The 14,404-nt window shown below is 44.4% G+C and carries 12 protein-coding genes; 3 read left to right on the top strand and 9 right to left on the bottom strand.

Annotated features, from left to right (window positions below; all coding sequences use genetic code 11):
* The first annotated feature begins 48 nt into the window (after positions 1-48).
* The gene (locus AC0VYI_RS08685) at positions 49-1,404 is read left to right on the top strand and encodes an amidohydrolase family protein (RefSeq protein WP_475448725.1); all 1,356 of its coding nucleotides are present in this window, start codon (positions 49-51) and stop codon (positions 1,402-1,404) included.
* 52 nt (positions 1,405-1,456) lie between these two features.
* On the opposite strand, the gene AC0VYI_RS08680 is transcribed toward AC0VYI_RS08685, so the two are convergent.
* From AC0VYI_RS08680 to AC0VYI_RS08655, 6 genes are all read right to left on the bottom strand, one after another.
* Positions 1,457-2,281 carry a phosphodiesterase gene (locus tag AC0VYI_RS08680; RefSeq protein WP_475448723.1) on the bottom strand — a complete coding sequence of 275 codons (825 nt, stop codon included), beginning with the start codon at positions 2,279-2,281 and terminating at the stop codon, positions 1,457-1,459.
* 5 nt (positions 2,282-2,286) lie between these two features.
* A complete protein-coding gene (locus tag AC0VYI_RS08675) occupies positions 2,287-3,369 on the bottom strand; it encodes an ABC transporter ATP-binding protein (protein WP_475448721.1) in 1,083 nt (360 codons plus the stop codon).
* A gap of 44 nt (positions 3,370-3,413) precedes the next feature.
* Complete coding sequence (locus AC0VYI_RS08670) at positions 3,414-4,202, bottom strand: ABC transporter permease (protein ID WP_199477253.1); 789 nt, start codon at positions 4,200-4,202, stop codon at positions 3,414-3,416.
* Between the two features lies 1 nt (position 4,203).
* Positions 4,204-5,016 carry an ABC transporter permease gene (locus tag AC0VYI_RS08665; RefSeq protein WP_199477252.1) on the bottom strand — a complete coding sequence of 271 codons (813 nt, stop codon included), beginning with the start codon at positions 5,014-5,016 and terminating at the stop codon, positions 4,204-4,206.
* Positions 5,017-5,118: 102 nt separating this feature from the next.
* A complete protein-coding gene (locus AC0VYI_RS08660; RefSeq protein ID WP_475448718.1) occupies positions 5,119-6,126 on the bottom strand; it encodes an ABC transporter substrate-binding protein in 1,008 nt (335 codons plus the stop codon).
* 32 nt (positions 6,127-6,158) lie between these two features.
* Positions 6,159-7,181, bottom strand: a complete 1,023-nt coding sequence (locus AC0VYI_RS08655) for a substrate-binding domain-containing protein (RefSeq protein ID WP_475448716.1) — start codon at positions 7,179-7,181, stop codon at positions 6,159-6,161.
* A gap of 393 nt (positions 7,182-7,574) precedes the next feature.
* Between AC0VYI_RS08655 and AC0VYI_RS08650 the strand changes: the two genes are divergently transcribed.
* Positions 7,575-9,605, top strand: a complete 2,031-nt coding sequence (locus AC0VYI_RS08650) for a methyl-accepting chemotaxis protein (protein WP_475448714.1) — start codon at positions 7,575-7,577, stop codon at positions 9,603-9,605.
* 133 nt (positions 9,606-9,738) lie between these two features.
* Here the strand turns inward: AC0VYI_RS08650 and AC0VYI_RS08645 are convergent, their stop codons facing one another.
* The 3 genes from AC0VYI_RS08645 to AC0VYI_RS08635 all read right to left on the bottom strand — a co-directional run bounded on the left by AC0VYI_RS08645 (position 9,739) and on the right by AC0VYI_RS08635 (position 12,351).
* A complete protein-coding gene (locus tag AC0VYI_RS08645; protein ID WP_199477248.1) occupies positions 9,739-10,602 on the bottom strand; it encodes an isocitrate lyase/PEP mutase family protein in 864 nt (287 codons plus the stop codon).
* 476 nt (positions 10,603-11,078) lie between these two features.
* Positions 11,079-11,846 carry an SPOR domain-containing protein gene (locus tag AC0VYI_RS08640; RefSeq protein ID WP_475448712.1) on the bottom strand — a complete coding sequence of 256 codons (768 nt, stop codon included), beginning with the start codon at positions 11,844-11,846 and terminating at the stop codon, positions 11,079-11,081.
* A gap of 73 nt (positions 11,847-11,919) precedes the next feature.
* Positions 11,920-12,351, bottom strand: a complete 432-nt coding sequence (locus AC0VYI_RS08635) for a YqaA family protein (RefSeq protein ID WP_199477246.1) — start codon at positions 12,349-12,351, stop codon at positions 11,920-11,922.
* 139 nt (positions 12,352-12,490) lie between these two features.
* Here AC0VYI_RS08635 and AC0VYI_RS08630 point away from each other — a divergent pair, with 139 nt between their 5' ends.
* Positions 12,491-14,089 (top strand): methyl-accepting chemotaxis protein, encoded by a 1,599-nt coding sequence (locus AC0VYI_RS08630; protein ID WP_475448710.1) that lies wholly within the window; start codon positions 12,491-12,493, stop codon positions 14,087-14,089.
* The last annotated feature ends 315 nt before the right edge of the window (positions 14,090-14,404 follow it).

The following is a 14,404-nucleotide window of genomic DNA, read 5'->3' as shown; positions in this document are numbered from 1 at the left end:
CAAAGCCATTCACACTACTTTGTGCAACTGACGATCAGGAGCTTGTCTATGTCTTACCTCATTCAAAATACACGCGCCATTTTCGATTCTCCCAACAACACGGATATTCGTATTCATGATGGCATCATTGCCGAGTTAGGCAACAACTTACAACCAGCGCCAGATGAGACGCTAATTAACGCCAAAGGCTGCGTTGCCTATCCTGGCATGGTCAATACCCATCACCATTTGGCGCAATCCGTGTTAAAGGGCATTCCTGAAGGGCTGAATCATTGCCTTGATGACTGGCTTGTCTCCGTCCCCTTTCGCTTTTGGCCAAGTATTTCCCCTGATTTAATGTACCACGCTGCCAAATTAGGCTTATATGAACTGCTTCGTTCTGGTGCAACCACCTGTGCAGATCATCATTATCTTTACCATGCTGGCTCAACAACGGAGATAGAAGACGCGGTATGGCAAGCAGCCGACGACTTAGGTATTCGTCTTGTTCTCTGTCGAGGCAGCACCACAAGTCGAGGTAGCCATCGTGGAATGCAATCTTCACCGATCCAGCCAGAAACGCTCGACCAAGTCATCGCACGCATGGACAAAACACGTGTTCGGTATCATCAAGACAGCCCTATGGCGATGCGCCGCTTGGTAGTGGCACCAACCAGTCTTATCCATTCTTCAGAGCCAACCGCCCTTCGTGCCTTAGCAGCCTACGCCAGACAACACCAACTTAAGCTGCATTCCCATTTATTAGAAGTGGAATACGACGAAATACAAGCACAGCAAAGATACGGTATGAGCGCCATTGATTACGCTGAACACTGTGATTTTCTTGGCAGTGATGTCTGGTTTGCCCACCTTGTCTGGTCTGATGAGTATGCCATTGCCAAACTCGCCCAAACCGGAACCGGTATTGCTCACTGCCCCACCTCCAACTGTCGTTTGGGCAGCGGCATTGCTCCAGCCATTGCCATGCAAAATGCAGGCATCAAGGTCACACTAGGCGTGGATGGGTCTGCTTCGGCAGAATCTGGCTCAATGATTCAAGAGGCTAACCTTGCTTGGTTACTCCACCGCGCGGCGAATAAAAACCCAGAAGTTACCACAGTCGACGAAACCCTCCGCTGGGCCAGCCGTAACGGCGCTAAGTTATTGGGATTAGATGGAGTGGGGGAAATAAAAGTGGGCATGGCCGCCGACATCGTTTTATACGATATCGATCAACCTCGCTTTGCTGGTGTGCATTCTACTCTATTCGCACCACTGCTCTGCGGTGAACCGGTTTCAGTCAAACACAGCTTTATCCAAGGCAAACCAGTCATCAGTAATTGCCAAGTGAAAAACCTCGATGAGAAAGAACTATTGGCCAAGGTAAAAGAAGGCGTGGCGGCATTGTTAAAAAAGGTAAGTTAAAAACAAGACAATTAAAAAGCAGAAAGCCTTAAAGCGCTTTCTGCTTCCTATTTTAGTCAATCAGCTTGTTATTCTCATCAAAAAAAGGAAACGGCCCGGCTGATTTTTCACCCGCTTCAATATAACTAATATGACTCACCACACTATCAGGCTCCAGCTTGAACAACTGGATAGCTGGTGGCTCGAGGGAGAATCTTGATGGCGCATTAGGGTTCAAATCCAGCGTCACCGCATGACTATGAGAGGGTCCAACCCACACAGGCAGACCGTTCCATGTAGCATATATAGCACGATGTAAGTGCCCTGCTATTAACCCCTTTACCTGTTTATGAGGCTCAAGTACTTGCCATAGCTCATCATCATTGAGGAGTTTTTGCACATCCATATGGTCAATCCCCACCTTCATTGGCGGATGATGAAGAAAAATCAAGGTTGACAAGTCACGCTTGTTAGCCAACTGAGTTGCCAACCACTCTAATGAATCGGGGGTTAAATGTCCGTATGGCTTACCCAATACAGAAGAGTCCAGTCCTATCAAATGGTAGCCATCCGCGACATGGGAAAAGTGGCAGTAATCTGCATGATCAAAACTTGAAAAACCCTCAAAGGCAGCACGAAGGTATGCTCTATGGTCGTGATTCCCTGGTATCACTTTAACGGGAGCATGCAGTTTTTGTAGCTCTGGTACCAACACATCGTATTCTTCTGGCGTTCCAAAATCCCCTAAGTCGCCTGTTACCACCACCCAATCTGGCTGGGGAGAGAGACCATTAATGTGCGTCACCGCCTGTTTGAGACACTGCAACGTATCCACTTTTTGATAGGCGATTTTGCCTTGTTTTTTAATATGAAGGTCCGTTAGTTGGGCAATTAACATGTCACTTACTCCGTACCACTAGTGGGTAACAACACAAGACGTGATGGCGGAATCATTAAGCCCACCCGATCCCCTCTTGTATAGCGCTTACGCTCAAAACAATCTGCATGCACTGGCTCTTGCAGCCCTTCGATATCAACTAAAACCCGTGTTCTGTCCCCTAAAAACACACTGTGAGACACAGCCCCTTTAACGGTGGCCTCGTCAAACGCCATTAAACGCACATCTTCAGGACGAGCCATACAGCGAAGACGCTTACCTTCGGAGCAGGATTGATAAAGCGTTGGAGACAGTGGTAAAAACTGCTTCCCAAAAGACAAAGCTTGGCCCTGTAACAAACCATCAAAATGGTTCATTTGACCAATAAAGTTAGCCACAAATTCATTGTTAGGTGACAAATAAATCTCTTCAGCGGTCCCTATTTGGGCAATCTCGCCATGATCCAAAATAGCAATGCGATCTCCCATCGCCATGGCTTCTTCTTGGTCGTGCGTCACGTACACGGCGGTAATGCCCAAACGTTTTAACAAAGCATTAATGTCGGTTCGTAAGCGTTTTTTCAACAAAGCATCCAAAGCGGATAATGGCTCGTCGAGTAAAAGCACTTCTGGCTCGGTAATGATGGCACGAGCCAAAGCCACTCGCTGACGCTGACCTCCAGATAGCTGATCGATCGCGCGTTGGGCATAGGGTTGTAAGTCAAACAGCTCTAGCATTTCGTTTACTTTTTCCCGTTGCGTGGTTTTGCTTTCTCCACGCACCCGTAAGCCGTAAGCAATATTTTCACTTACATCCATATTGGGAAACAGTGCATAGGATTGAAAGACCATACCAACACGACGCTGTTCGATGGCTATCTGAGTGACATCCCGCTCACCAAACAGAATTTGACCACCCTGATCACAAAACTCTAAGCCAGCAATAAGACGCAAAGTGGTGGTTTTGCCACAACCGGATGGCCCTAATAAAACTAAAATTTCACCCTGTTCAATATGAAGGTCTAAAGGCTTCAAGGCCAGTGTGCCATCAGAAAAGGTTTTCTGAACCTGCTTTAATGTAATCGCCACACTCGTTGATGCATTTTTCATTGTGTTACTCATCTTATTCATTCATAAAGGCTGTTTAATGCGAACTACGCGCTACGCTTGGGTCGACGGTTCAGAAATTGCGCGGCAATCAATAAAGGCAAAATCATGCCAAGGAAAATCAAGGTGTAAGCAGAACTGACTTCCAAGCGCATGGACGCATAAGAATCCGCCAAGCCAACGGGCAAGGTTTTCGTCAATGGCGTATGTAACATCCAGGTTAAATTAAACTCCCCTGCTGACAAGGTCAGGGTCATCAAGATGCCGCTCACGATACCCGTTTTGCAATTGGGCACGATGACATGAAAAAAACGCTGCCAAAAGCTCGCCCCTAAACTGGCAGCCCCTTCTTCCAATACGCGGAAATTAATGCTTTGCAAAACCGCTAAGACAGACTTCACCATAAAGGGCAAAGTAAAAATCACATGACCCACTAAAATAAACGACCAGCTCATGCGAAACTCAGTGATACCGCCATATACAGAAATCAGCCCCAGCGCAATTGCCATACCTGGGATGGCAATGGGTAAGGTTAAACACTCATCTAAAAAGGCCGATAATTTGCTTCGACTGCGCGCCAAATAGTAGGCACAAGGCACACCCACACAAAGATTCACCAGAGTCGTTACCAAGGCAATTTTCATGGTTAGCCAAATGGTATTGGAATACATTCCCCATACCTGCTCGACCCAGCGAAAGGTCAAGCCACTTTTAATACCAACAAAATAGTTATTGGTCAGCCCCGCCGTAATGGACATAAAAACGGGCACAATTAAGAAAGCACAAATCAATAGAGTGAAGGCCAATTGCAAATAAAAAAACACGCCCTTTTTCATATTAGCCTCCCATCCCTAACGACGAACCACCTTGACGCCGTGCAATGGTCAAACATACCCAGGTAATAAAACCAAGAATTAAACTCAACGCGGCCGCCATAGCAAAATTCGCATTTAAGGTAAATTCGGTATAGATCGTCATCGGCAAGACATTGAGATTGGTTGCCAAGGTAAAAGCGGTCCCAAACGCCCCCATGGAGGTAGCAAAACAAATAGAACCAGACGAAATTAAACCAGGAGTCAGTGCGGGTATTGTCACATCCCGGAGTAACTGCCAACGATTTGCCCCTAGGGAACGCCCCGCTTCGATCAAATTATTATCTAACTTCTCCGCCGCGCCCATTACCGTCAGCACTACGCGAGGAATAGAGAAATACAAATAACCAATAAAAAGACCTGAAATAGAATAAGCGAGCGTCCACCGTTCGCCTGTTAATGCAAGACCCAACTCAGCAAGCAAACCTTGTCGCCCTGCCAACATAATGACAAAAAAGCCAATGACGACACCAGGGAACACCAAAGGAAAGCTCAACATAGCAACCAATATCGATTTGCCTTTGAAGTCATGGCGAGTCAAAAATAAACCAACAATGGTGGCAATGATCAAACTGGCTAGGGTAACCACAGCAGACAGCCAAAAGGTCGACCATAAACTGCTTAAATACATTGGTTTAGTCAAAATGTACCAATAACTGATGCCATGCTGTTTCGCAAAAGACAGCCATACCAGCTTCGCCATTGGCAGCAAAAAAAACGCTAAGCTGACAATCAGCGCAGGAATCATCAATAAAATATATTGCCTATTTTTCTTCATAAAAACGCTTCGTTGCGAGATAGTTCAAGAAAATGAAATAAAAAGAGCGGGTAATACTAGATTTAACCACAAGAGACAAAACCCACTCTTTTCATGGTGGGCTTAATGCACTGCGTTTAAATACTGCTGAGCAAACCCAGTCTGAGCCGCAGCCATTTTCTCGAAGTTGACAGGTTTCGCACGTTTGTAATCTGACGCGGGTAAGAATTTTTTCTCGATTTCAGGTGTCATAGCTGAGGCAATGACAGGACGGAGATAGGCCTCAGCCCATAGACGCTGCCCTTTATTGGATAAAACAAAGTCTAAAATTTTATGGGCCAATTTAGGGTGTGGCGCATTCTTGACTTCACTCATCACATAAGGGACTTCAATAGTACCTTCCTTTGGAATCACAAATTGCACATTTGCCCCGTCTTTGTATTTCGCGCGGTAGGCATTGAAGTCATAATCCAGAAGAATCGGAATCTCACCAGAAATCACGCGAGCATAAGCTGTTTGTTTAGGAACAATCGGATCGTTCTTAGCCAATTTTTTAAAGTAATCAATGGCGGGGGCAAAATTACTCATATTGCCGCCAAACGCCTGATTGATCGCCACAGCGCTGGCATACCCCACAAACGCACTGGTCGGATCAAGATAACCAACCATACCTTTATATTCTGGCTTCAAAAGGTCTTTCCAAGATTGCGGAACAGGACGGCCATCTAAGGCATCTTTGTTAACAAAAAAGCCAATGGTTCCAGAGTGAATAGCAAACCAACGCCCTTTAGGGTCTTTCAATCCTTTGGGAATTTTATCCCAATTTTTTGGTTTATATGATGCAACAACCCCTTTTTCAGCGGCTTTAATACCAAACGACACACCGTAATAAACCACATCAGCAACTGGGCTGTTTTTTTCAGCCACCAATTGTGATAACGCCTGACCTGAGTTTTTATTATCCATTGGGATAGAAATCCCCAAATCTTTTTTGATCAACTGCAACTGACCACCCCAATTGGCCCATTCAGGGGGACAGTTATAACAAATCGCATCCGCTGCGTAAGACGCTCCTGCGGTCAACCCTAAGGATAGAACCGCCAGTTTAGTAAACTGCTTTAAGATACCCATCAACTTTCTCCTTCTCTTTAAAAGAACGTTTCTTATTGAACGCTTCGCATGTTGGATGACTGATGACGCTCAGCCACGGTTCCCACAAAGTGGGTTTGGTAATCTAACTGCCTTGCTAAAGGAAACGCCGTTTTGTGCTTGGCGTTAAACAGCAAATCCACTGCACACAATCCCATATCGTGGTGTGGCACTTGAATCGTTGCTAATGGAGGGTAAAGAATCTGCCCCAATGCCATGCCGTCAAACCCCACCACTGACACTGCTTCTGGTACAACCACGCCTTTTGACTTGAGATGATTGACGAGCTTTAGTGCCAACAAATCGTTACTGCAAAACCAGGCGGTTGGAGAACTTGGGGAGTCAAAAAAAGACGCTTGAGTTTGATCAAAAGGTGTCAGTGCATATTGATCCACTTCAATCAATTGCACGGAAATCGAGGTTGAGTGTTCTTGCAGAAAATCGGTAAACCCTAAATAACGCTGCTTAGCCCGATCAGAAGACAGAAAACGGCCAGCCACCATGCCAATCTTTGTATGCCCAAGACTTAGCAAGTGTTCAGCAACGTCCCGGCCTGCTTGGTAATTATCCACAAAGACGCAAGGCTCATTTGATGATTGATTATGAACAAGACAAAAAGGGAAGCGAAACTCCCTTAGTAAAGATAAGGCATCATTGTCATCCACCGATGTCGTCGTCAGAATCACGCCAGCGACGCGTTGGCGAATAAGATCGATAATGGCTTGTTTTTCAAGACGACGTTCATATTGCGTATCCACAACGATAACAGAATAGCCAAAATGTCGTGCTCGCTTTTGAATCCCCGCAGCAATTTCAGAAAACACAGGGTTTAGCAAACTAGGAATCATGACACCAATGGTCGGGTTTTGATTCCACTCAACCTGCTTCGATGTACGGCCCGTATCATACCCTGTCAATGCAACGACTTTTTCAATACGAGCGCGAGTTGTCTTACTCATCGGACCCGTATTGTTCAAACATCGCGATACACTTGCAGGAGACACCCCTGCTAACGCCGCCACATCTTTGATATTCATGGTAATGGACCTTCTTTCATCCTCCTAGATGCAGCGCAGTATAAAAACCCTCGATGACAAATTTGTGACAGAAAAACATCATTAATCCGAAGTTAAAAGATTTTGACTGCAAATTATTGAGTTTTTCGCGAACTTTATCGACAGAAACACATTTGTTTCATAGTAAAAACCAACACAAAACAGAACAAAAAATAATCAATCTATTTTTTAATACGCCATCCATTCACAGCAAAAACCGCTTTGTTCTAACATGCACGCAACGCTCAACCTCGCCTTTTCACAACAAACACGATGCAATCCTGACAATAACTTATTGCCTTTCTATGGCTGTTTTCCATTTTTGGTCTATGGTTAATGATAAAGTTGACTGACTGTATAAGGGATTATTAAGTTATGCGAACACAATCAATTCGAATCAAAATGATGCTCCCCATCGTTGTTCTATCTTTGATTCTCGCTGGTTTATTTGCGTTTAACGCAATCATAAGCAGTTATCAAAAAAGCGTATTAAAAAAACAAACCAGTCACTATTTTGAAGCCATGTCGGTGGTATTAAATGCTGATAGAGACATTTACCAAGCGCGCTTAGCGCAAGAACAGCTTTTTTTTAATGAGGGCAATCCCGAAAAAAATCGCAACACCTTTACAGAAAATGCCCAACAAGTATTTGATCGATTTCAAAAGTACCGTGAATACCTCGCTGATGAGCCCAAAGCAGTACTAGCACCCTTTGCGGATTTTGACCGCCTCTATAAAGAGTGGCTAGACGCCAGCCAACGACTGTTGAATACCCATCAATCTGCCACACCCTCCCCGACGATAGAGATAGACAAACAATTTATTAAGCTGCGTAATACGCTCGATAAAGCAGGCGAAAGTCTCCATGACTTCGCGAGTAAAGCAGAAAATGTGCAAAGCCTTAGCGCACTTAGCTTAGAACGTTACTTAGAAGCCATCACAGAAGTATTGAGTGCTGACCGAGATCTTTATCAGGCTCGCTTGGCCCAACAAAAAATCATCAACCGCATTGGCGATTTTCAAGAAAACAAAGTCGAGTTTCAAAACAATGCAAAGCAGGTGATTCAACGCTTTAACACCTATCGCACCTATCTTAAAAACGAGCCAAATCTCACAAAGCCTTTCGGTAATTTTGATGTGCAATTTAGTCAGTGGCTGGCTGACAGTACAGACTTAATCAATACTTACTCGGCAAGCAACAACACAGAGCCAAAGCAATTCAAACAAATGGAAGAAAAATTTTCTGCCATTCGTGATTTGTTAGACAAAGCAGGAGAATCCGTAAGAGAACGCTCTCACGACCTACAAGTCGATGTTGAGCAAAAAATTCAAGAATACCAAAGCATTGCGATGATCATTCTGTTGATTTCCTTCGCACTTGCTCTCGTTGTCGGTTATGTCATTCCATTAAGATTGACAAAAAGCGTTGAAAGCATCACCCAACGGATTAAAGAGATTGCTGAAGGCGATGGCGACCTGACCCAGCGCATTCACTCGTCCTCCAAAGATGAGCTGGGGGATCTTTCTAATGAGTTCGATAGTTTCCTAGAAAAATTGCGCACCATCATTAGTCACATTCAAAAAGAATCCTTTGCCTTGGGGGATACCACCAGCGAGCTGAATACCGTCTCCGATAAAACAGGGAGGATTACCGACGCATTAGTCGCAGCATCAGAGTCCATTGTTAGCGCAGGTCACGAAATGAATATGTCTAACCGATCGATGGAGGAGATTGCAAGTAACACAGCGGCAGAGGCGAAAACCTCAAACCAATTAACGAAAAATGGCCTCAAAGCGGTCAATGATTCTCAAAACGCCATGTCCAATTTAGTAAAAGACATTGCCGAAGACTTATCCCGCTCCAACGAGCTTGAAAAAAGCTCGGAAGCCATTGCCTCGGTTTTGGAAGTCATCCGCAGCATTGCAGAGCAAACCAACTTATTGGCCTTAAATGCTGCTATCGAAGCCGCTCGCGCAGGTGAGCAAGGCCGTGGATTTGCCGTCGTTGCCGACGAGGTTCGAACACTTGCGACACGCACACAAGACAGTACAAACGAAATCGAAACCATGATCGCTCAACTTCGAGAAAACGTACACAAATCCTCTCAATCTATTCAAAACAGTCAGTCTAATGCCAACCATACCGCTGATAATTTCAATGAGGTCACCAAGGTCTTCAATGCCTTGACGGAATCGTTCAACAAGGTTCAGGATATGGCTTCGCAAACGGCTCAAGCCACACAAGAGCAATCCGCCGTCGCCAACGAAATCAACCAAAACTTAGCCTCACTCCAAGAGCAGACCGACAGCATTCAAGAGATCTCTCAGCTCATTAGCAGCCAATCAACACGAATTTCGAGTCTCTACAATGGGTTGAAGGAACAAGTAGGCAGCTTTAAGGTTTAATTCTAAGAAGGAAGTTTGAGAAAAAGAAAACAGAAGAAGAGAAATGAATAAAAAGCGCTCATAAGCGCTTTTTATTCAGATTGTCTAAGAACATTGCCGATGACGTGTCTACAAAGATGACATACCAGCGATATTATTCTTGAACATCCATATACTTGCTTGCCCAGACTCGGTTTTCTTCTAGTGTCGAATAACGAGTAGACAATTCAGAGGCATTCAACTTACCTTCCGCTATACCACGCTGTTCACGCAAACAATCATATGTCGCCTTAATAGCAGCAAAATAAGCAGCGTGCCCATTTACCACAATACGAACACCCAGCTCTGCCAAACGCTCACGATCTTCTAACTCAGGGTTGCCATAGGCAATTAACATTAGTGGAATAGAAACATGCTGACTGATTTTCTCTAAATGATCGAAGTCACGAATCCCCACCATACAAATGCCATCAACCCCCTCGGCTTCATAAGCTTTCACACGCTCAATGGTTTGCTCATCAGTCAATTGACCCGCATTGGTGCGCGCGATAATGCACATTGCAGGATCAATACGGGCATCAAGTGCCGCACGAATCTTACCAACCGCTTCTTCCAAAGGGATTAAATCTGTCGATTTACGGCCATATTTGGCTGGTAGCAAAGTGTCTTCGATTGTCAAAGCAGCAACACCAGCACGCTCAAGTTCTGTAATGGTACGCATCACATTCAAAGCATTACCATAACCATGGTCCGCATCCGCAATAATCGGCAGGCGGGCAACACGGCCAATGCGTGTCGCTTGCTCAGTGAACTCACTTAAAGTAATCAAAGCAAAATCGGGAGCAGCAAGCACTTGAAGAGACGCAACGGAACCGCCCAATATCCCGACTTCAAAACCAAGGTCTGCCGCAATACGCGCTGACATAGGATCAAAGGTCGAAGCAGTGTAGTAACATTTTTTCGTTGCTAATAATGCGCGAAAGTCATTTCGCAAATCATGTTGGGAAGGTGTTGCCATCAATCTACTCCTAAAATCTATCGTCAGTTTACATGGTGCGATGGCAGGGAATTATACCTACCTAACATAGAGGCTTCATCAGAATTTAACTGATTGGTTAGTTTTGAAGCTAAAGAAAGCATAAGGATTATTATGACAAAAGGTCTCTTGTATACCGCCCCATCAAACCAAGTACCCTACCGAAAGAACCGGCTTGGCTCAGGGTTTGTTGTGTGGCAAGGGATTCTAACAAAAACCCCTAGATGAAATTCACAACATTTGTGTATGAATCATTAGCTCTGCTTATATCGACTATTCACAAAACAAGGGCATCGGTCAAAAGCCGAATACGATGTTAATGCTCAACCTTCACATCACCTTAATCAAAGCTGACTCAAACACCAATAAAAACGCCTTTTACTCTTATAAAAGTAAAAGGCGCTTAGGAAGCCGAATTAGGTGTTCATTACCTTACGAAGCAAGTTGCCTTAGAAAAATTACAATGGCTCACCATCAAACTTTTTGATGATGCAGTCTTTGCCTTTTTGTTTCAGCATATTACAGAAACCAACACTGTAGGCACGGTCCAAAAACGGGCCAACTTTTAACTGATACATAGTGCGGCCATTAACGACAGCTTTAGTAATATGAGGGGTAAGGTTTACAAAGACATCTGAGTTATTTTTACTCAACCTCTGCCATCCATTCACTGCTTCTTGACGACTTGTGTAAGCGGCAAGCTGCACACCGTATTGATCATTGCTACTTGATGCCTTAGTCGTTGTCATTGCTGCAGAAGAGTTATTATTGTAATTGGGCGTCACGGCTTTAGGCTCAGAAGACGCCATTGGCGCGGCTTGCACTGAAGACGACTGGGAGGAAGCGGTTTGTGCAGGGGGTTGTGTAGGAGAAGACTGAGCAGGTGCCATTTGCTGAGTTTGAGTATTCGCAACAGGGGTTACCTGTGGCGCGACACTGGGCGCCGCTTGTGTTTCACTCTCAGACAACCCTAAACCATCGTTATTGGATTGAGAGGTTGCATTATTAGATTGTGACGCAGTATTAGCAGCCATCGGTTTATTCGCACTATCAGCCTGTTTAAGTTGTGCAAGCTGATCTTGCACCGCTTTGATCTCGACATCGTGTTCTCTTACCTTTGTCTGCAAGTCCTGATAGGTCATAAAGGTATTCTTACCTTCAAACATTGAACAAGCACTTAACGATAACGCCGCTGCAACAACCAGCAGTTTTTGTGTGACACCCATTAAAATTCCTCCATGTACACCAAATAAGGCAAAACTAACCAAGAAAAAGCATAATCAAACATATCGCTGCTCTCTAACTGTTAAAGAGCCAGCTTTGCCCCCACAGTATGAACCCATATCTTGCCGCCTTCCCAACAAAAACGAAAGGTAAAAAATACCTTATTTGTGTATGAAATACACCTGCAATTAATGAAATCCCATCACCAATCACAGGAAGCCAAGTAAATAACAAACTCCAGTAGCCATATTTATTAAACACACGTTCAGCACGTTGACGTGATGTTGGGCTTACCGGGAACCATTTTTTTGTCTCGAAACGAGATATGAAACGCCCAAGATACCAGTTAGTCAACGCCCCTAAAGTATTACCTGTACTGGCTAAAAACCACAACAATACAATGGACGATATACCGTCTCTAGCATAGTAAAGCAAAAAGGCTTCAGAACCCAAGGGCAAAATAGTAGCGGACAAAAACGATGTACTAAAGACGATGAAATAGCTCAATTTTTATTCCTACTGGTCGTAATAAAGACTACGCCATGCATACATTATTTGTGAATATTATGATATACATCAAAGTGTAAGTTCGAGTTCTTACCATTACCACAGTAGAATGCGCCAGGGATTACATCGGGAGTAATGCATGCTAAAAAAAATTAATAATATAAAAATACGCTACAAACTGTGGGCAATTATTGGTTTGATGTCGTTAGGAACAACGGCATTAATCCTAGTGTCACTAACCACACTGTTTCACAGTGAAGTGAAAGACCGAGAAAACCAAACCCGAGATGTGCTAAGTATTGCTCACTCTATTATTGCCCCTCTTTACGAGAAACAAAAGCAAGGACAACTGACCGTTGACCAAGCCAAACAGCAAGCAATCCAAGCCCTTGCTCTCATTCATTACGGCAGTAATCAAAAAATCTGGTTATTGGATGGCAACCAACAGTTACTAAACGCTCCTAGTCTAAATACAGAAAACCAAACAGCACCTAACTCTCTCCTTACTGGACTCAATAACCATACTGAAAATCAAGCCTGGCGCTTTCAATATCAAGATAAAGAAGGTCAACAGCACAGTATGATTGCCAGTAGCACAACATTTTCTCCTTGGCAATTAACCTTAATAGCCACCTCTTCTATGGACAAAGTCATTGACCTGTTTTTAGACACATTAATTAACTATGCAATTCTCGTTGGGGTGTTAACCATCGTCATTGGTGGTTCAGCTTTGTTTATTATCCATTTAGTCACCACCCGTATCACCACCTTATGCAATACCATGACATCGGTGAAAAAGTCCGGCAATTTAACGCGCCGTGTCGAGTTTGATGGGGAAGATGAAATGGGTGAAATGGCCGATGCATTCAATAGTATGATGAGCGATTTTCAATCGATTGTGCGCAATGTCAGTCACTCTAGTGAAACCTTAGATAGTATTGTTGGTCATACGAACCAGTCTACCGAGAAAACGGTCAGTGGCGTGTCGATGCAGCTAAGGGACACAGAACAAGCCACACAACTTATGCAGGACATGATAGCATCAGTCGATGAAACACAGGCTATTGCCGAGCGCGCAAGCAGCACTGCCACAGAGTTAGGTCAGCATTCACAGCAGGGCTTAAGCGTCATGAACAAAGCCAACCAAGACATTCAGCGCCTTTCCCGAGAAGTGGGCGATGCAACGAAGAAAATCCACCAACTCCGAGAAGATGTAAGCAATATCAATGAGCGACTTGGTATTATTTCCGAAGTCGCCGATCAAACCAATCTGTTAGCCTTAAATGCGGCCATTGAAGCCGCCCGAGCAGGTGAACAAGGCCGAGGCTTTGCCGTGGTTGCGGATGAAGTTCGCCAGCTAGCTCAACGTTCACAAACAGCGGCCACAGATATTGGTGGTTTGATCAACGAACTGACGCAACAAACCCTTACCACGGTGGAAGTCATGGAAAATGCACAAACCACCGCTAACCAAGGCGCAGAGCAAACATCCGAAGCCGGAAAAACCTTTAAAGACATCGCCAGTGGTGTCTTGTCCATCTCCAAGCTTAATACACAAATTACAGAAGCGACCAATCGCCAACATGCGTCTTCGCAAACCGTCAGCGCGGCTTTGGACAATATTGCCAATGTGTGTGGCACTACCACAGTCAACTCCAATGAAATCCATGCATCGGTCGAGCAACTAACCCAGTGCGCCTCTCAATTACGTACTCTGGTGAACCAATTCAGCACCTAAAGAAAGTAGATCGTTTATCCTTCCTTTCAGCACTTACCCTACAGCCCGTTTCCATAAAAAGACGGGCTGTGCATCAATTCCTGTTTGTTTATCTGCTCCCTTCTATCCCCCTTCTCCTATCAACTTATTTTGACTTCTACTCTGCCAATAGAGTCATTAGGCATTCTTTTTGCTGATTATTTTTATATATACTCTAAGCAGTTAGGCACAACTCAAAAAAACGCCTATGATGGTAGATACACTAAATCGAATCGATAAGAAGTTCGCTTTACTGCTTTATCTTAGTAGCAACTCACCATATGCTTACGGTAGTAC

It is taken from the genome of Marinomonas sp. 63XJN7_9_ISO-PGPR-S23-217, assembly GCF_056173515.1.
The sequence above is the reverse complement of the archived record's forward strand: the minus strand, read 5'-3'. Positions and strand labels throughout refer to the sequence as shown.